General features: G+C 45.8%; 14 protein-coding genes and 1 tRNA gene. 8 read left to right on the top strand and 7 right to left on the bottom strand.

Translation table 11 applies throughout. From position 1 onward, the window contains the following. The first annotated feature begins 875 nt into the window (after positions 1-875). The gene (locus tag JNN12_06805) at positions 876-1,355 is read left to right on the top strand and encodes a helix-turn-helix domain-containing protein (protein ID MBL7978032.1); all 480 of its coding nucleotides are present in this window, start codon (positions 876-878) and stop codon (positions 1,353-1,355) included. Positions 1,356-1,367: 12 nt separating this feature from the next. Here the strand turns inward: JNN12_06805 and JNN12_06800 are convergent, their stop codons facing one another. The 4 genes from JNN12_06800 to JNN12_06785 form a co-directional block, all read right to left on the bottom strand. After that, on the bottom strand, positions 1,368-2,711 hold the full coding sequence (locus tag JNN12_06800; GenBank protein ID MBL7978031.1) for a RagB/SusD family nutrient uptake outer membrane protein: 1,344 nt from the start codon (positions 2,709-2,711) through the stop codon (positions 1,368-1,370). Between the two features lie 30 nt (positions 2,712-2,741). Beyond that, positions 2,742-5,822 carry a TonB-dependent receptor gene (locus JNN12_06795; GenBank protein MBL7978030.1) on the bottom strand — a complete coding sequence of 1,027 codons (3,081 nt, stop codon included), beginning with the start codon at positions 5,820-5,822 and terminating at the stop codon, positions 2,742-2,744. 96 nt (positions 5,823-5,918) lie between these two features. Beyond that, positions 5,919-6,884 carry an arginase gene (locus JNN12_06790; protein MBL7978029.1) on the bottom strand — a complete coding sequence of 322 codons (966 nt, stop codon included), beginning with the start codon at positions 6,882-6,884 and terminating at the stop codon, positions 5,919-5,921. A gap of 263 nt (positions 6,885-7,147) precedes the next feature. Further along, positions 7,148-8,806, bottom strand: a complete 1,659-nt coding sequence (locus tag JNN12_06785) for a M20/M25/M40 family metallo-hydrolase (GenBank protein ID MBL7978028.1) — start codon at positions 8,804-8,806, stop codon at positions 7,148-7,150. Between the two features lie 236 nt (positions 8,807-9,042). Here JNN12_06785 and JNN12_06780 point away from each other — a divergent pair, with 236 nt between their 5' ends. The 5 genes from JNN12_06780 (at position 9,043) to JNN12_06760 (ending at position 13,488) form a co-directional block, all read left to right on the top strand. Beyond that, entirely contained in the window at positions 9,043-11,676 is a 2,634-nt protein-coding gene (locus JNN12_06780; GenBank protein ID MBL7978027.1) for an alpha/beta fold hydrolase, read from the top strand. 621 nt (positions 11,677-12,297) lie between these two features. Further along, positions 12,298-12,477: a tail fiber protein gene (locus tag JNN12_06775; protein MBL7978026.1), complete on the top strand. Its 180-nt coding sequence runs from the start codon at positions 12,298-12,300 to the stop codon at positions 12,475-12,477. Further along, positions 12,446-12,628 carry a tail fiber protein gene (locus tag JNN12_06770; protein ID MBL7978025.1) on the top strand — a complete coding sequence of 61 codons (183 nt, stop codon included), beginning with the start codon at positions 12,446-12,448 and terminating at the stop codon, positions 12,626-12,628. Before JNN12_06775 ends, JNN12_06770 begins: the two co-directional genes overlap by 32 nt. Positions 12,629-12,662: 34 nt before the next feature. Beyond that, positions 12,663-12,851 (top strand): hypothetical protein, encoded by a 189-nt coding sequence (locus tag JNN12_06765; protein ID MBL7978024.1) that lies wholly within the window; start codon positions 12,663-12,665, stop codon positions 12,849-12,851. A 28-nt stretch (positions 12,852-12,879) separates the two neighbouring features. Beyond that, positions 12,880-13,488, top strand: a complete 609-nt coding sequence (locus JNN12_06760) for a tail fiber protein (GenBank protein MBL7978023.1) — start codon at positions 12,880-12,882, stop codon at positions 13,486-13,488. Between the two features lie 69 nt (positions 13,489-13,557). Here JNN12_06760 and JNN12_06755 read toward each other — a convergent pair. Further along, positions 13,558-13,629: transfer RNA gene (locus JNN12_06755), tRNA-Asn, on the bottom strand. 168 nt (positions 13,630-13,797) lie between these two features. Here JNN12_06755 and lepA point away from each other — a divergent pair. Then, complete coding sequence (gene lepA, locus JNN12_06750; GenBank protein MBL7978022.1) at positions 13,798-15,603, top strand: elongation factor 4; 1,806 nt, start codon at positions 13,798-13,800, stop codon at positions 15,601-15,603. 17 nt (positions 15,604-15,620) lie between these two features. Beyond that, positions 15,621-16,460: a hypothetical protein gene (locus JNN12_06745; protein ID MBL7978021.1), complete on the top strand. Its 840-nt coding sequence runs from the start codon at positions 15,621-15,623 to the stop codon at positions 16,458-16,460. A gap of 92 nt (positions 16,461-16,552) precedes the next feature. Here the strand turns inward: JNN12_06745 and JNN12_06740 are convergent, their stop codons facing one another. Beyond that, on the bottom strand, positions 16,553-17,746 hold the full coding sequence (locus JNN12_06740) for a thiolase family protein (GenBank protein ID MBL7978020.1): 1,194 nt from the start codon (positions 17,744-17,746) through the stop codon (positions 16,553-16,555). Positions 17,747-17,820: 74 nt separating this feature from the next. Further along, positions 17,821-18,264 carry a hypothetical protein gene (locus JNN12_06735; GenBank protein ID MBL7978019.1) on the bottom strand — a complete coding sequence of 148 codons (444 nt, stop codon included), beginning with the start codon at positions 18,262-18,264 and terminating at the stop codon, positions 17,821-17,823. Positions 18,265-18,266 lie beyond the last annotated feature (2 nt).

Genomic DNA, 18,266 nt, shown 5'->3' with positions numbered 1-18,266 from the left:
GATTCTTACGGCTATGGACCTGAAAACGGGAAAGATCTTGCTTGAGCTGAGTTGTCCGGAAAAAAAGGATGGGGTGGTCTTTTCCACAACACCCGTTCAGGGTGAAAACGGGATCATCTATTTTGATAGCGAACGAAGTTCCTATGCGTATAAGGTACATCGGAAGTAAGGTTACTTGATTTGGGTATTTACGGTGTATTGCTTCGCTGGGATCCACTCCGCTCAATGACCGACCGACCGGAAAATTGGCTATTTAATCAGATTTGATGTCAGGGCTACGTACCTTTGTGGTTTCTTGGATGCGTGATCTCTACGAAGATAATAGGGCTACGCCCCATCTAGACGAGTGCTACAAAAGAAATTGTTCGGGGTTGGTGTGAGGCATTTCTACATTTTTTAGGGTGGTACGTGTTTATGTCCTTACACAGGTCGAGGGGCGTTAGCCCTGACCTCTTCATCGGTTTTTTGTTGTTATGCTTCCGCATGATGTAACAACCCTTTCGCAATTTTTATAGGAAGGATATTGGAAGTAAGGTATGGATGCGAACGTCAAGGCATCGTTCATAGGCACGCAAAATTCCTACGCAAAACCATATGTTATGATCTTGCATAGGAAAGATAAAATACTTGCTCACCTGAAGGTTTCCTTATTTGCTCTTGGTCAACATAATACATTTTTCGACCCTCGATATACTTCAAATGAAGTATTTTAGGGGGGCAGATTCAAAATAAACAAGATTTTTTAGTCCTAAAGTGGCACTTTAATTCACTATCCTATTGCATTACATTTTAATATATGCTATTTTATGGTTGCTCACCAAGATTGGTTTCCATTGTTTGTGTACATATTCGTCAAACACACAGCGCAAACGTATATGAAGCCAAATTCGCAAAATTGGATTGAACAGGAAACCATCATTTCTGAAATTAAAACAGCTTATCTAAACGCTGAACTCTTTTTTGCACCTGTTCCTACAGACTCAACGTTGGCGGAAATAACGGACTTCATTCGGAAGTCTATATTTTGCCAAGAGCTGCGTGTTTCCGTTATAGAAGAAACATTCCACTTATGCCAAAACCGTAAATTAAAGCTACTTCTACGTAATGCCCTGCATGGCATGTCGCTTCAAGGTTTTCTGACACATCACAGAATAGCACTTGCCAAAAAACTTCTATTGGAAACCCACTTTTCGGTGGCGGTGATCGCTTTCAGTTGTGGGTACGATACCTTAGAGGGTTTCGAGGCACGGTTCAAAAAGCGGAATGCGTATGCCCCCTCTACCTTTAGGACGCTTTTTGCTGCGAATCCATTACCCAAAAAGGCCACATCGTTTCCAATGCAGCCTTTTTTGTAAGATCGTGGAATCTTAGTTGTATCCCGGATTTTGGACTAATTTATTATTGGTGTCCATTTCACGCTGCGGGATGGGCAAGATCAAGTTATTGGCACTGAAAGCCGTAGTACCTACCGATCCTTTGGTGCGTTTGATGTCGTGGATTTGATGCCCTTCAAAGGCCAGTTCCAACTTGCGTTCCCTCAAGATGTCGTTCAGCGTTACCGCCGTCAAATCCGAGAGTCCCGCACGTTTACGGATACGATTAACATCGTCTTTGGGGGCAGCCCCTATTGTTGTCCCTAAACGTTGATTACACTCGGCGCGGGTCAGGTACATTTCTGCCAAGCGGACCATGGGCACATCGCCATATTGGTCGGCAAACTTCAGGGTAAAAACACGGTTGTTTACCGTCTCGAAGAACTTACTACGTTCGTCGCCGGCTTCATAGAGGGCAAGATGCTTGGTTTGAACACGGATGTCGCCACGGCCTTGGTTGTCTGTGGAGGCATAAAAGGTGTTCATGTTATTCACCCCGTCTTGTTCGGAAACAACAATGCTAAAGATCATTTCTGGGCTTGCCGTATTATCGGCAAAAGCGGCCCCAAAAGAAGACGTGAGGTCGTAGTTCCCGCTACTAATGACGCTATTGGCAGCATCGCGGGCCGCAGCATAATTGCCCTGCATCAGATAGACCCGTGACAGCATGGCTAATGCGGCATCTTTGGTAACAACCCCATCTTCTACGTTTGTGGGCAAAAGTGTTGCCGCTTTATTGAGGTCTTCCAGTACTTGTGCATATACCGCTGCAACGGTATTCCGGGATTTATAATCCGCCTCGGTGACCGCAAGCGTCGGGGTTAGGACCAAAGGCACGGCTAGGTTTGTATTATTGTCTCCGTCTCCCCAGGCTTTACCAAACAACCGAGACAGTTCAAAATAAACAACTCCCCGAATAAAAAGGGCCTGCCCTTCAAAATATCCTTTATCCGCCCCACTTACTTTGTCTAAGGAGGCGAGCACATGGTTTGCACGGTTAATGGTGGCATAGCCTTGCGCCCAAATGTCCCGAACATCCACATTGGAAGTGGTGATCGTTTTTCGGTAGAATTCGTCGAGCGTGGTGTAGGTCCCGCCAAACACGACTTCGCGGTCATCGCCCAGTAATTCACCCGTATATTGAACCGCACCACCATAGAATACGCCGCTGCTTAGGCCATCAAAGGCGCCTGTCAGCGTCACGCGCACATCATCCGCCGTTAGCAAGGCCGTTTTGTCGTCAATGCTCAGAACGGGATTTACATCCAACATTTGGTCACAAGCAGAAAGTCCGAGTGCAAGAACGCCTGCCATCAACCAGTTTTTAAAGTTCTTCATGATATTGTACATGGTTTTAAGATGGAAGGGTTAGAATCCGAGGTTAATCCCAACGAGAACCGTTTTCGGCTGTGGTGGGGAGTAAAAATCGTATCCTTGGGCAATATTTGTTACAATGTCGTCTGCATTCACTTCTGGATCCCAGCCAGTATAATTGGTAAGGGTCCAAAGATTATACCCACTTACGTATAAACGAGCAGCACTTACGCGGGCTTTTTTGAGCCATTGGGTAGGGACATTATAGGAAAAGGTGGCCGTACGCAAGCGCAAAAAGGAGCCATCCTGAATAAATCGGCTGGACGCTTGAGCGCCGTTGTTATAATATAAGCGGGCTTGCGGCACGTTGGTATCGGTGTTGGTGGGCGTCCAAGAATCCAACTGGTCCACGGTTTGGTTATCCTCAAAACGGCCATTTGCCGAGGAGAAGCGCCCGGCGCCATAGAAGTTGATTTTGTTGCCGTACTGCCCGTTAAAGAAGACCGATAGTTCCAGATTGTTGTAGCGGAAGGTATTGGTAATCCCACCGATCCAAGTTGGGAGCGCACTTCCCATCACCACCCGCTGTGCTTTACTGTAACTATTCGTCGTGCCACGGTTAATGGTCCCATCTGCATTCTTGGTGTTCAAGTACCAAAGGGCATCGCCATTTGCAGGATCTACCCCTGCATACTCGACCGTAAAGAAAACACCAAGCGGCTGGCCTTCTACGGCGCGGCTCATGGCGTTTAACCCTCCTTCGATCACCTGTCCATCCAGATCGGTAATTTTATTTTTATTATAGGCCAGATTTAGGCCCGTTGTCCATTGGAATGCCCCATCTAAATTGTTGGTATTGAGCACAAACTCCCAGCCATTATTGGTGAGTTTACCTACGTTTTGGGTTTGAATCAAAAATCCAGTGGACGCAGGTACGTTTACGTTCAAGAGAAGCCCTGTGGTCTTTTTGGCATAATAGTCAATCTCGCCATTGATTCGATTTTTGAAGAACCCAAAGTCCAAGCCAAAGTCTGCCTGATTGGTGGTTTCCCAACTCAGGTTCGGGTTGGCCAATTGCGAAGGGCGTTGTCCGGGTTGCCCATTGTATCCCGCATCGCCCGTAAAAAGCCCCAACTGAGGGAAGTTCCCAATTTCGGCATTACCAGTGATCCCATAGCTGACACGGAGTTTCAAGAAACTAACCAGCTTATTGCCTTTCAAAAAAGACTCATCAGAAAGCACCCAACCGGCAGAAGCAGCAGGAAAGAATCCATAACGACTATCACGACCAAACCGAGAGGAACCATCCACACGGGCACTTAGGCCCAATAAGTACTTATCAGCCAGTTTGTAATTGGTACGGACAAAATAGGAAACAAAGCGGAAGTCGGTTTGCGATGAACTGCCGTCGGTTTTTTTGGCAGCACTTGCAATGTAGCGATAAGCGTCCGACGGAAAGTCTTGGCCTTCGGTATAACCCGTTTTGGTTTGGGACGATTGAAAAGACGTTCCTAAGGTAGCATCCAACGCATGTTTCCCACTAACCGTCCAGTAGCTGAAGTAGTTATTGGTATTCAGGTTTTCTACCCGAACGGCACGGTTACGAGAAAGCCCTTGTGGAGCGCCGAAGTTCCGAACGGTTTTGCTGTTGTAATACTGCTCCTCGAACTGATTCAGCATATCCACGCCAACTTCGGAACGGAAAGTCAGACCCTTCATGATCTGCAAGATACCATACACATTGCTGATATTCCGGTTAACAGACGTATTATAATACGAGTTTCCCACATTGATGATCGGGTTATAGTAGGCCGGAACGCTGCTGTCTCCGGGTGGTGTCCCAACCGGAAGCCCCGTTTCTGGGTCTTTTTCTGGAGTCATAGGCGGCAATGCCACCATCTGCATGGGGTTATCAAACTGACGATCCCCGGAAAGACGATTGTTTAAACTACGCGAAAGCCCCATATTGGCTCCCAGACGGAAGCGATCAGATGCCTTGTGTTCGAGGTTCAGACGACCGGAAATCCGGTTCATGGCATTGCCCAAAATAATCCCTTTTTGGTCTAACCATTGCCCAGACACGTAAAACGCTGTTTTATCATTTCCACCACTGATGCTCAGGTCATATTGACTTTGCGGTGCCTCTTGGAAAGCAAGCGCTCCCCAATCGGTATCGGCCTGGTCCGAGGTACCAAAAGTGCCAAGGCTTTGACTATCAAAAAAGTCTCTCATAGCCGTTGTGTAGGAGTCATCGGCATTGGGATCAATTTTCTCGATGGCATCAGAGTTCCCCGCCGCTTTGAGGTAGTAGTCAATGTATTGTTCGGTATTTAGGAACTTAACCACACGGGTGGGCTTGCTGTTTCCAACAGAATAACCAAATTGTACATTGGTTTTTCCACTCGAACGCCCTTGTTTCGTGGTAATGAGAATAACACCATTGGCGGCACGGGAACCATAGATGGCTCCAGCAGAAGCGTCTTTAAGCACTTCAATAGAAGCAATGTCTTGTGCGTTCAGATCCACCAACGGGTTCGTATCCCCCCCACTTAGCGAGAGGTCATTATTGGTGATAGGGATGCCATCCACCACAAAAAGCGGTTGATTCGAGGCGGTGACGGAGGACGGCCCACGCACACTAATGCGCACTGCCTGTCCTAACTTACCACTACCTGCATTCACTTGTACACCAGCGGCCTTACCCTGAATGGCTTGATCAACGCCCAAAACAGGGACATCTTGAATATCAGCAGATTTAATTTTGGCGATATTTCCGGTTAATTCTCGTTTGATTTGCGCACCAAAACCTGTCACCACCACCTCACCAAGGCTCTTGGTGTCGGTGAGGAGCGCTATATTGATTTCGGAGCGGCCATTTACGGCAACTTCTTGCGTAAGATAGCCTACAAAACTAAACACCAATGTTCCGTTTGCGGGCAAACTGATACGATAATCCCCGGAAGTATTGGTCAGTACGCCATTTGTCGTACCTTTTACGGTGACCGTAACACCGGGTAAAGGGGTGCCGTCATCGGCGGAAGTCACTTTTCCTGTTACTACACTTTGCGCCATTGCAGCGGGTGCCAAGCAGAGAAAGAACAGGCCCAGTAACCATCTGGTTGTTTTACCTTTCATGTGATTAGGGTGTGTTTGGGTTATAATGGAGGGTAAAGGACGTCCATTACAAAATATGGCACAATCGGAGAAGTATATTGAAAAAAGCGTCTGTTTTTAGGAATTTTTCTGCTCATAGTACAATATTGTATTGGAAAGAACCCCAAAAGCGGTTTCTGCCATTTTATTGCCTCGGGTATCTAAAAGGGGGTTAATTTCGGCGATTTCCAGACAAATCACTTTTTGACTGTCTAAAAAGCCCTTGATAATGGATGCCGCCTCCGCCGGATCAAAACCTTTCGAGACAGGGGTTCCGGTTCCATACGACACTAAATCGCAGTCCATACTGTCCACATCAAAGGAGATATACAGATCATCACACGCTGCTAACCGTTCAAGGGCTTCGGATAAACAAGCCGCTAATCCCCTAAATCGAACTTCGGGCACCGTGAAATTTCGGATGTTATGCGTCTGCATTAGGTGTATCTCTGGTAGTTCAGCATCTCGGACACCGCAAAAAACGAGGTGTTCGGGTTTAATTTTGGCATTTGGTGTCCCAATTCGCTTCATCGCCTCCCAGTAATAGTCGGTATCATCGCGTAGGTTATTAATCTGACAGGCCAAATTATCCTCGGCAAGGGCAGCGGCAAGGGGCATACCATGAATGTTTCCAGACGGAGACGTATAAGGCGAATGCAGGTCTGCATGGGCGTCAATCCATACCACCCCCAAGGTTCGTTCTGGCTGTGCCGCTTTTAATCCGCTGATGGTTCCCAACGCAGAAGAATGGTCTCCAGAAAGCACCAATGGAAAAAAGCCTTCGGCCACTGTTTGCTCTACCGCCTCGGCCACACGGGTGCATTGCTCAAACACATGCCCAATCCGCTTGGCGAAGGAATTGCGAACTTTGTCATAAACAGATTCGTTGTGGGTGGCAACGTCAGCAAACAAATGGCGGTTAAAAAAATCATCGCCGCAATTGATAGCCGCAATTTCAAGGGCATCAACCCCCATGTCCGAGCCACGGGTGCCAGCGCCAATATCCGATCGGTTTTTAATAATTTTAAGTGTCTTTTGCTGCATAAAACATATAGGGTAAGATTAAAGGGGAAGCAGAAGTCAACCTGAATCCATCATGCGGATCCGGTCTAATCAAGTACCAAACGAAAGGATAACTTCTTAAAAAATGTCTTAGCGATTTTTTTCACGTTTTAGCAGAAGGATGGCCATTGCATCGGCTTTTGCAACAGACCATACACCCTTCTAACATCCGTTCCCCAGTCAGGAACCGCATCTATTTACAAATCCAGAGGCTGGCATTTTTGTCCACAATAAGCGAATTACCGCTAAAAACCCGCTTTTCGGGCCGCTTCAAACTCGGCCCCCGGCTTCCATTGCGGCCAAGAGCCATCCATCGCCAAGGTATATCCCAAGCGAAGACAGACCCGCATTTGCTGTACCATCCCCCCCATAGCCCACTTAGGATCAAATTCATCCGCTGGTTGATGATACCGTAAGGCCGTATATTCCGCCTCTGCTTGTTGTGCAAACCCTTGAGGACGACCAATGAAGTTTTTGCCGCTGTTGAGAAAGAAAGCCGGAACTCCCATGCGTGCAAAAGAGAGTTGATCGCTGCGGAAAAATAACCCAGCGTTAGGATTGGGATCTGGAGAGACGGTCATGCCTTCCGCCTTGGCTGCATTCCTCAGAAGGCGCAACATCTCGCTTGTTTCAGCGCCAATACCCGAAAGATCGGTGGTACGTCCATGTACATTTCCCGAATCCACATTCAGATTTGCTACTATTTTATGCATTGGAAAGGTCGGATGAGCGGCGTAGTAGGCCGAACCCAAAAGCCCTGACTCTTCTGCCGTCACCGATAGAAACAAAATAGACCTTTTTGGAGGATCAGCAGCTTGTTTAAGTGCTTTGGCCATCGTAAGCATCATGGCTACACCAGAGGCATTGTCCACAGCTCCATTATAAATGGTATCTCCTTTTTTATCCGGCTTACCCACGCCCAAGTGGTCGTGATGGGACGTGAACAGAATTGCTTCATCCGGTTTTTCGGTACCGGGCAACAAAGCCACCACATTGGTTCCTGAAAAATACCGCAAGGCATATTTCATTTCTGCCGCAACCGAAACAGGCAAGACACGTGGCCTAAAGTTCCGGTCAGCCGCTTCAACAAACCATTGCTCTAATGTACTCCCACTGGCAATAGCCAACTTTTCACCCATTTCTTGTGAAATCCAGGATTTTAGTTCAAGCGGATTCGGGGGTGGGGTTGCAAATTGGATTTGTTCACGTGCAGCACCGTTGCCTACCACAGCAAAAGGGTAACTCGCCGTTGGCGTGGTATGGATTAACAAAATACCTTTGGCCCCTTTTCGCCGTGCTTCTTCTTGTTTGTAGGTCCAACGCCCAAAGTAGGTAAGCGTGTCCCCTTTAAAGCGGCCGGGTTCTTTAGGTGTCGGAGGCGGGTCATTGACAAAGGAAACCAATATTTTACCGCAGACATCCATACCCTTAAAATCGTCCCAATTGCTGCCAGGCGCAGAAATACCATACCCCACAAAAACCAATTCGCCAGAAGTAGTCACCCACTCGCTGGCCAAATCGGTAGAGGCCGTAAATGCCGTGCCGAAATCGCCCGAAAACGTTCCATTAGGGCCTTTAAAGGTCAATGGTTTTACAACTGTTGGGGTAGAACCCAAGAGAGGTACTTCCTGAAACCACGAGCCATCTTGCGCACCCGGAACCAGCCCTAATGCTTTAAATTGATTGGAAATATAATCCACTGCCCGCTTTTCGCCCTCGGTTCCCGTCCCACGCCCTTCCATTATGTCACTACTCAGGGTTTTGAGGTGGGCACGAACCGTAACCGAGTCTATGGTGTTTAGGAAACCATCATGATAATGTGCAGGAGGTTTCTCTAAAGCTGGCTTGCCTGTAGAACAGGCAAGCAACCAGCCACTTATTGCAAGAACCAGTAGTTTTTTCATGTGCATAAAAGGTTTAATGGGATTGAATGAGCAATATACCCCGCCTCTTTAAACGGATCAAGGTATTCATACGATCCGTTTGGTTGAAATTTGATACAGCCATGAACCGTCTGAGAATATGCTCTTTGCTTGGGGTCTCAACCATCATGATTGTTGTTTAGCGATGATGACAAGGCTATTTTAGTGCCTGCAAGAAATACCAAATCTGCATAACGGCTATATAAATTATTATAACAATGAAGCAAATACTTTTAATTTTTGGGTTTTTATTTCCCTTTGCCGCCGTGGCACAGCCTGGAACCATTCCACCAAATGTTTTTCCGAAAGAAGCCTTCACCTATAAAAGTATGCAGAAAACACCTTGTAATTGCGACCCTAATTATCCGAACTCCCCTTGGGTTTGTGATGCCTATGACTATGAAATGACACCAGGTTACAACAAACCTCAGTACACCATTCATTTAGGAGCAGAGCGTCCTAATTGTTGGGATAAGCTATTATTATTTCATTACACCAATTCAAACACAGGAATAGTTTTTATCCGTTTTGTTCAACCTGAAACAGGCTGGCCTTCAACATCCGTCATGTACTATTATTATCCAGATGAACTCATTTTCTCGTGGTGGGAAGAGCGAGAAGGATCACAAATTTTATTGGACGAAAAAAAGTTTAATGATCCTTTTACCCAGAAAGGATTTGACGAAAACACGATTTTACAACCTAAATTACGAATAAATGGTAACTCCAATAAATCAATTTTTAAAATAAACAGCATTGCGAATATTCGAAATCTTAGACTATTTTACGGAGTGATTCCATATAAGAATGAATTTATATATGATTTAGAAGTAGGAACATTAAAATTAATCAAGGAAAGTGATCATGAAATAATCTATGAATACACACACCCCATAAAAGCACATCCAAATGTTAAAAATTATTATTTTGGAATTGCAGATCAAAGTGCCATAATGCCTCCCAATCCCCCATATCCAGAACAACCTTTTTGGCTTTATCCCGTGTACTTTATTCACGAGACTCCAGCCCTTAAACTATCCATTATCCAAGAAGAAAATGGCACAGAGAAAATCATCAGCACTACCGAATTTAACCAACAATCTGAATTTAATGAAATTCTGAATACAAAAATTGCTACCGATGCTTCAACCTCAACCCTGATTAGAATAAGTAGTGCAGAACCGATTGACCATCTAAAACTAAGGGTCGTTTCATTGCCCAAGTCCAGTGTACCCAACACAGATAAAGAAATTATGGGTGAATTAAAGATAGAAAAATCAACTCCTAAAGAAGTAACTTATCGTTATACCCACCCCAGTTTTATAGATCCAGCCATTAAAGACCTCGCACTGGACCTCTACAGCGAGGCTTCCGGAAACGAAACGTCTTTATATCAACCCATCTTTAAGCGGACCCCACCTCCTACTTTACTGTTACATGGTCTATGGTCGAATGGCTCTATTTGGATTAATTTACCACAAAAATTAGCTAATACAGGACATAACTTAAGACTGGTTCGCCGTGCTACATATCCTAATGGAGCTTCCTTTAAAGATAATGGACTCGTATTACGTTCCAATATTGATGTATTATTAACGGCTGCATTATTTCAAAATGTCTTGGCGACAAAAGTAAATGTAGTCGCACACAGCATGGGTGGTTTATTGGCAAGGCAATACATTCAGAATGCAAACTTTAAGAAAGATATTAACAAATTAATTACGCTCAACACCCCACACTCAGGTTCGCCAATCGCCAACATCATTGACAGCGATCAACCCCTAAAAGCTTTATTGGGTTTCATACTCAGTATCCCAAAAGAAGGGGCATTGGAAAACCTACGGGTGAATAGCGAGGCCATTAAAACCCTTAATCAACATCCAACCCAGAACATGACTGAGGTGTTGGTACACAGTATTGTTTCCGAAAAACCTTTTGATAATTCTTGGATTTCAAAAAAAGCCGAATCCCTCGCTTCACAAACAGCCCTTCTAAAATTTTGTTCAGAGGCCAGTACTCCAGAAGTGGACTTTAACCGATGTTTGCGGGAAAAAGTATTTAAAGAACCGAATGATTGGATTGTTGGACTTTCGAGCCAAGAAGGAGGTTTGCCACTCGCCAATATTACACATTTTTCTAACATAAACCATATGGAGGTACATGCGGCTTCGCCGGTTGTACAACGGGTAACCGATTTATTAAATGAAAAAAATTCTTCTTCCTCTTTTTCACGTGCTGGTTACAAACCCGTAGTACTTCCACCACCAGATGGATTTAATCAAACTTTATCAAAAAAAGCAGTAGGTAATCTTAAAATTACATATCCTATACGTGGCCAACAAATACGCTCATTTTCAACGTTAATGGTAAATGTAGCAGGAAGTTCGGATATAAAAAACTTATTATTCGCATTTGCAAGTGATTCTCTTGGCGTGGGCTCACAAGTATTATTAAATGCATCAAGTGGCGTTTTTCCTATTACCATTCCTGATAAATTAAACCAACCGCTCAAATTAGTAACTATCGGTTTTGACACCGCTGGAGGCATAGTAGGAGACACCCTTACTGTGCAAATAAGCAGCTCCGTTTCTACTGATTTTGAAGTTCCACCAAAAGGAAACCCATTTACCGTTGCCCCAAACCCTTTTCAAAACCATGTTCAAATTCAATGGAATAAGACCTTGCAAGGTGAGTTAACTTTATATGATATACTCGGAAAAAAAGTCTGGTCCAAAAAGGTTTCTGGCGAAGGAATGAGCACCGACTTTTCATTTTTAAGTACGGGAATTTATTTTCTACGACTGGAATATGACCGACACTTTTATGTTGCCAAAATCATTAAAAAAGAATAGCACCTATTTTATCCACACAAACACCTTCTCATCTTAATGGATGCAACAAAAGATTTTGCCACACGGAAACGGTACTGCCTTGAATCTTTCGTAGAGTCAATGGGGGTGCATTTCAAAACTTCCTGTAATCAGCCTTACACATGCTATCCACATTGCACTTTAATAGGTGTAGGCTGTATGTGTCGTGCATTTTTGAAATGCACCCAGTCAATAGCGCATGGGATCATGGACAAAACATAACGTTAACGAATAACAGATTCTTGTCATCTAACTATGTCTTGTCATCTAACTATGTTTCGATGATCCTTCCAAACGATTAGATTTTTGCAGCCATTAAACTCAAAAAGATAATACAATTTTGTTTCTCACCAACTTCGTATTATCTTCCTTTTTTTATTGATCAATTGCAGCCAATTTGATCTGATTCATCCACTACAAAACAAATCCCTTTTGAGCAAGTGAACCTCATAAAAGGCCCATTAGTCGTTTTGCTTGAGAAAGATAGAATTATTCTGCATTAACAGGTACATTTCCAATAGAGATCCTCTTCTTAAACAACCAATAATAATGAAAAACACAAATTCTGAAACAGAGGCAGCGTCCCAAGGCTTTTAGTCGCGGATGAAAAATGCGTGGCAGGAAAGCGAAACCTACCTCGACGACTCCGCTCACGAAAATGCGAATGAAGCGTATTTTACAGGAAGCCCTTATGTAGGCGAAATTCAAATTTTTGCAGGGAATTTTGCGCCTGAGGGTTGGATGTTCTGTCATGAGCAGTTTATTGGCTATTTCGGAAAATGATACACTCTTCGCACTCATCGGCACCACGTATGGCGGCGATGGGCAAACCACCTTGCGTTACCCGATCTGCGCGGGCGCATTCCCATTCATCAAGGAACGAATAGCGGCGTTACGTATTTCATCGGGCAAGCAGATGGCACAGAAACCGTAACGCTTAATGCAAACCAAATGCCTGCACACACAGCATGATTTCGGGTGTAGTGCGTGGCGGAGGTACGCAAGGTGTGGGCTTGACCACAGGCACAGAACTTGGCACACTTACCGCACCCACTTCGAGCAGCGCAGGAAGCGGACAAGCACACGAAAATATGTCGCCATTTTTGGGATTGAATTTTATCATCTCGCTCTACGGCATTTTCCCATCTCCTTCATAAGCCAAATCATGCTCTAAACTAAAAAACTATGCCAAATATCTTAACCAACGAGCAAACCGACCGACGCGGTTTCTTGTCTCGATTCTTCTCTGGAACGCCCGAAGTTGTACAACAAATAGAGGAACACAATGCGCGTTTCAACTTAAACCAACCCCGATTTGAAAGCCTGCCTTTTATTGGGCAAATTATGATCTGCTCTTTTAACTTTGCACCCAAAGGTTGGGCGCAATGCAATGGGCAGTTCTTGCCGATTAACCAAAATCAGGCGCTTTATTCGCTCTTGGGTACAACCTATGGTGGAAACGGCACAACGACGTTTGCCCTACCCGATTTTCGTGGGCGTTACCCGATTCATTTTGGCAACGGTTTCACGCGAGGACAAGCGGCTGGCGCGGCTACGCATACTTTAACAGCAAACCAGATGCCGCAACATACACACGGTTTTTCGCCTCAAACCGTACAAGTTTTAGGAACAGGCACACAAGTTAAAGGCATGGCGCAAGTTGGTTCGCTCAGTACTTCCACACAACTTACGCTTACCAATGCTGGTAGCGGTTTATCGCATAACAATATGCCGCCTTACTTGGTTCCCATTTTTTGTATTGCCCTGGGAGGTCTTTTCCCAGTTTTACAATGAAATTAGTCCAGCAGCAGCCATGAAGATATCAAGCAAAAAGCCCGTTGAAATTTAACGGGCTTTAAGAAGCTCCCCGGGTAGGACTCGAACCTACAACCCTGCGGTTAACAGCCGCATGCTCTGCCATTGAGCTACCGAGGAATTTGGCGTCATTTGCTTAGGCCGGCAATATAAGAATCTTATTCTTGGGTACGCAATACCCTTCTAAAAAAAAATGCACCTTCAAGAGAATCTTAAAAATTCAACGGAACTGATCCAACCGATTCGGTATATTATGTCTCTACCTTTTAAGACAGAAATCCCCACTCTATGTCATACGACCAAAAGAAGGTTCGCAATTTTTGCATCATTGCCCATATTGACCACGGAAAAAGCACTTTGGCAGACCGTTTGTTAGAAATTACAGCGACGGTTTCCAAACGAGATATGCACTCTCAGGTTTTAGATTCGATGGATCTGGAGCAAGAACGTGGTATCACCATCAAGAGTCACGCCATCCGCATGACCTATCGTGCGCAAGACGGTGAAGCGTACATTCTTAATTTAATTGACACGCCCGGGCACGTGGACTTCACCTATGAAGTTTCGCGAGCACTCAAGGCTTGTGAAGGAGCCATCTTGGTCGTGGATGCTGCACAGGGCATCGAAGCACAAACCATCTCGAACCTGTATTTGGCTTTAGAAAACGACTTAGAGATCATTCCGGTCATGAACAAAGTGGATTTGCCCAGTGCCAATCCGGAAATTGTGGCACAAAGTATTGTGGACTTAATTGGTGGCAGGGTTGAAGATGTAATGGGCGTCAGCGCCAAAACTGGTGTGGGCGTACCAGAAGTATTAGAGGCGATTATTCACCGCATACCTCCCCCAAAAGGAGACGAGAAAGCTCCTCTCCGCGCTCTGATCTTCGACTCAGTTTTTAATCAGTTTCGCGGATCGGTAGTGTATTGCCGAGTGATGGAAGGAACCCTGAATAAAGGTGACCAGATTGTGTTCATGTCCAATGGCAAGCGATATTTTGCCGAAGAAATTGGTACCTTGCGGTTAGGCAATCAGCCCACGCAGACGCTACGGGCGGGTGAAGTTGGTTACATAATAGGATCGGTTAAGGATGTTTTGGACACCAAAGTTGGGGATACCGTGACCCATGCCAGGCATGGGGCAGCCAACCCGATTCCGGGCTTTCGAGATGTGAAGCCGATGGTATTCAGCGGGGTATATCCGACAGCAGCAGAAGATTTTGAGGAATTGCGCACTTCATTAGAGAAGCTACAACTCAATGACGCCGCCCTTTCTTTTGTGCCTGAAACCTCGGTGGCATTGGGATTTGGATTCCGGGTGGGCTTTCTGGGTATGCTCCACATGGAAATTGTCCAAGAACGGCTTTCTCGCGAGTTCAATATGGACATTGTTACCACCGTGCCCAACGTAGAGTATTTGGTCACCCTTAAAAGTGGGGAAACTATTACCGTAGATAACCCAAGTGACATGCCAGATCGCGGAAAAATTGAATACATCGAAGAGCCTTATGTCCGTGCCCAGATTATAACCCCGACGGAATACATCGGGAACCTCATGCAGTTATGTCAGGAAAGGCGCGGATTGTATAAAAACACCCAATACTTAACCACCGACCGAGTGGATCTACAATACGAACTTCCTCTCGCGGAAATTGTGTTTGATTTTTACGACAAACTTAAGTCGGTGAGTCGTGGGTATGCCAGTTTTGATTATGAGTTGATAGATACCCGTTCGAGCGAATTGGTAAAACTCGATGTTATGCTTAATGGTGATCCGGTAGATGCCCTTTCCACCATCGTACACAAAGACAAAGCCTATGATATGGGCCGTAAGTTGACAAATAAACTTAGAGAGTTGATTCCGCGTCAGATGTTCGAGATTGCTATTCAGGCTTCGATCGGTACGAAGGTTATTGCACGAGAAACGGTACGGGCATTCCGGAAAGACGTAACCGCTAAGTGCTATGGCGGGGATATCAGTCGAAAGCGCAAACTATTGGAAAAACAAAAGGAAGGAAAAAAACGCATGAAGCAAGTAGGCCGGGTGGAAGTACCACAGGAAGCATTCTTGGCCGTACTTTCCATGACTGACTAATCCCAACGCGACTCACCATGCGACGGATCTGCGGATATCTTAGCCTGCTATTTATGTTGTGTGCAAGCCCATCAGTAGAAGCACAGGCCACAACCGAAACGGCGCACCCATCGGAGGATCCTTATACGGCCCTTCGAAAGGAGGCTTTACGCAAACAAGATCCCACTTTATATTACCGAAAAAAAGTGCAGTGGGAAAAATTGGCAGAGCGTGCAAAGGTTATTAAGCCCATAAACTTAGACGAGGTAGGACTTGGAGGGTGGTTTCAACCACTTGAAAAGGAAACCGAAAAATCTTTTTATGTAGGCAGTATCCAGCATATGCCCCGTCCTAAGCGGAAATGGTTTTTAGATTCGTTCCGCGATGCTGATTGGACGGGTGCGCCGTTATCTAGACCCTCTGTTTTAGACACGATGCGGACCGCTGAAATCCGGGCGTTGTTACAATCCCTTTTTGGGTCACCTTCTTCCACCATTTTTGATGTCCCACCAGAACGGAGACGGAGCGAATTGGAACACGTCCAATTTGAGTATTATTTGGTGGTGAACGACACCATTCCGGTCATGATCATGGATGGATTGGGGCCGAAAGGAAAAGGGGTGATTTTTGCTGGAGACTGGGCCGATGAAAACGTTCTGCCACTCATCAAGCATGAATTAATCCGGCGGATGATGCACGCTGTTGACCCTAAGCCCTATATTGATTTTTACTACGATCCAGATGTGGACTTGTGGTATAAAACTGGCTTTGACGGGAATCGGTACTTCACCGAGCAAATCAAAAAGCCGAAACAGGTCTATGAACGCCCATACTTCGAGGAGCAAGAACCAGCGGCACCCACAACGGGAAAAGGATAATGCAACCCGCTGCCTATGGCCATTGTATGACTTGATTTACCTTAAAAAAGGCTACTCTTTTCAGTGAGTAGCCTTTTTCTTGGCATGGCATCTTATACCCGCTCTACGGAGACGGCTGTACCGCCGCCCGTTCCATGACAGATAGAAGCCAATCCGTTTTGTTTGTCTAAACGGTGCAACGCATGTACCAGCGTAACAATAATTCGTGCACCAGAACAACCGATTGGATGCCCAAGCGCAATTGCCCCACCGTTTACATTCAATTTTTCGTATGGGATACCGAGTTTGCGGTTAAACAGTACACTGTTCACCGCAAATGCCTCATTATTTTCGATCAGGTCTATATCGGCAATGGTTTTCCCGGTCCGTGCCAATAGTTTTTCCACTGCTGGAACGGGCGCAGACGCGAAGGCATAAGGGGCATGGGCAGCAATAGAACTTCCAGTCACTTTTGCCAAAGGCGTAAGGCCATATTTATTCACCGCCTCTTTAGAAGCCAGTAACAAAGCTGCCGCACCATCGCTAATCTGACTACTATTTCCTGCGGTAAGGATGCCTTCCTTGAGAAATGCGGGGCGCAAACTACCCAGAGAGGTCAATGTAGTATCGGCCCGAAACCCTTCGTCTGCTGTCAAGGTTTTCACTTCGCGCTTCACTTTGTATGAGACGGGCACAATTTCTCCTTGAAAAGCACCGGAAGCCGTGGCTGCGGCTGCCCGTTGGTTAGACATCGCCGCTATTTCATCCACATCGGCACGGGTCACTCCGTTTTCTGCCGCCAATTGTTCTGTCAGGTTACCCATTGCATCTCCGGTAAACACATCTTGCAGGCCATCACGGTGCATAATGTCTTGCAACGGTTCTGCATTGGCAGGCGTCAAGTATTTATACCCCCAGCGTGCCCTTCCAGAAAGAACATATCCGGCATTGCTCATAGATTCTGTGCCACCAGCGAGCACCAGATCGGCCTCGCCCGCACGAATGGCCGTAGCTGCATTCATCAGCGACATCATTCCAGAGGAACAAACCATATCAACAGCATAGCCATCCACAAAATCAGGGATCCCAGCTTTGAGTGCTGCTTGTCGTGGGACCAATTGCCCCAAGCCAGCACGCAATACATTTCCAAAAACATAGAGGTCAAGGTTTTCAGGTGAAGCCCCTGCTTTTTCGAGTGCTGCCTTCATCACGAAGGAGGCCAGATCCACAGCACCATATTCCATTAATGAACCGCCAAAACGCCCAATGGGCGTCCTTACGGCGGATACGATATACACTTCGCGCATCTTTGATTATATTTTTAAGTTAAAGTAAATAATGGACTTAAGATGATTTAATATAGAGCAGTTTCTGCATGTCCTCACGTTGGAGGGGTTTCATCACCAGAAAAATTTTTAAGCCATGCACTTTGTAGCGACAACGTTTGTTCCGCCATCTGTTGCCAAGACTTGACCATTTGTTCATTCAATTCGTGGTCTGTCGTGGCGGTTGCGGGGGTTTTTGCCGCCCTAAGGGCTTGCTCGGTCAGTTCGAGTTGCCGCTGAAGCGCATCGTATTTTTCCAGCAAATCCAGATAGCGTTGTCTGGGCACAACCCCCATCATCCGATGCCAATCATCCTGCATTTTCTGTAATTCGGCAGGGTTTCCGGTTCCGTCAAGTGCAGTTTTCCAGTGGTTCAGCCATTCCGAAACAGTTGAGGCAGCCTCATATTGGGGTTCCAACATTCCTTTTTTCCACCAATCCGGATCCTGAGAGGCCCGTTGCAGTTGTTTGAGCCAAAGTTCAAATAGGGTTGTTTCCATGA

It is taken from the genome of Bacteroidetes Order II. bacterium (assembly GCA_016788705.1).
Lineage (GTDB): Bacteria > Bacteroidota > Rhodothermia > Rhodothermales > UBA2364 > UBA2364.
The sequence above is the reverse complement of the archived record's forward strand: the minus strand, read 5'-3'. Positions and strand labels throughout refer to the sequence as shown.

Excerpts from the sequence above, each read along its gene's own strand:
- JNN12_06770 (MBL7978025.1), top strand. The coding sequence starts at position 12,446 with ATGAGCAGTTTATTGGCTATTTCGGAAAATGATACACTCTTCGCACTC.
- JNN12_06765 (MBL7978024.1), top strand. The coding sequence starts at position 12,663 with ATGATTTCGGGTGTAGTGCGTGGCGGAGGTACGCAAGGTGTGGGCTTG.
- JNN12_06775 (MBL7978026.1), top strand. The coding sequence starts at position 12,298 with ATGAAAAATGCGTGGCAGGAAAGCGAAACCTACCTCGACGACTCCGCT.
- lepA (MBL7978022.1), top strand. The coding sequence starts at position 13,798 with ATGTCATACGACCAAAAGAAGGTTCGCAATTTTTGCATCATTGCCCAT.
- JNN12_06745 (MBL7978021.1), top strand. The coding sequence starts at position 15,621 with ATGCGACGGATCTGCGGATATCTTAGCCTGCTATTTATGTTGTGTGCA.
- JNN12_06735 (MBL7978019.1), bottom strand. The coding sequence starts at position 18,264 with ATGGAAACAACCCTATTTGAACTTTGGCTCAAACAACTGCAACGGGCC.
- JNN12_06795 (MBL7978030.1), bottom strand. The coding sequence starts at position 5,822 with ATGAAAGGTAAAACAACCAGATGGTTACTGGGCCTGTTCTTTCTCTGC.
- JNN12_06805 (MBL7978032.1), top strand. The coding sequence starts at position 876 with ATGAAGCCAAATTCGCAAAATTGGATTGAACAGGAAACCATCATTTCT.
- JNN12_06800 (MBL7978031.1), bottom strand. The coding sequence starts at position 2,711 with ATGAAGAACTTTAAAAACTGGTTGATGGCAGGCGTTCTTGCACTCGGA.
- JNN12_06780 (MBL7978027.1), top strand. The coding sequence starts at position 9,043 with ATGAAGCAAATACTTTTAATTTTTGGGTTTTTATTTCCCTTTGCCGCC.
- JNN12_06785 (MBL7978028.1), bottom strand. The coding sequence starts at position 8,806 with ATGAAAAAACTACTGGTTCTTGCAATAAGTGGCTGGTTGCTTGCCTGT.
- JNN12_06740 (MBL7978020.1), bottom strand. The coding sequence starts at position 17,746 with ATGCGCGAAGTGTATATCGTATCCGCCGTAAGGACGCCCATTGGGCGT.
- JNN12_06760 (MBL7978023.1), top strand. The coding sequence starts at position 12,880 with ATGCCAAATATCTTAACCAACGAGCAAACCGACCGACGCGGTTTCTTG.
- JNN12_06790 (MBL7978029.1), bottom strand. The coding sequence starts at position 6,884 with ATGCAGCAAAAGACACTTAAAATTATTAAAAACCGATCGGATATTGGC.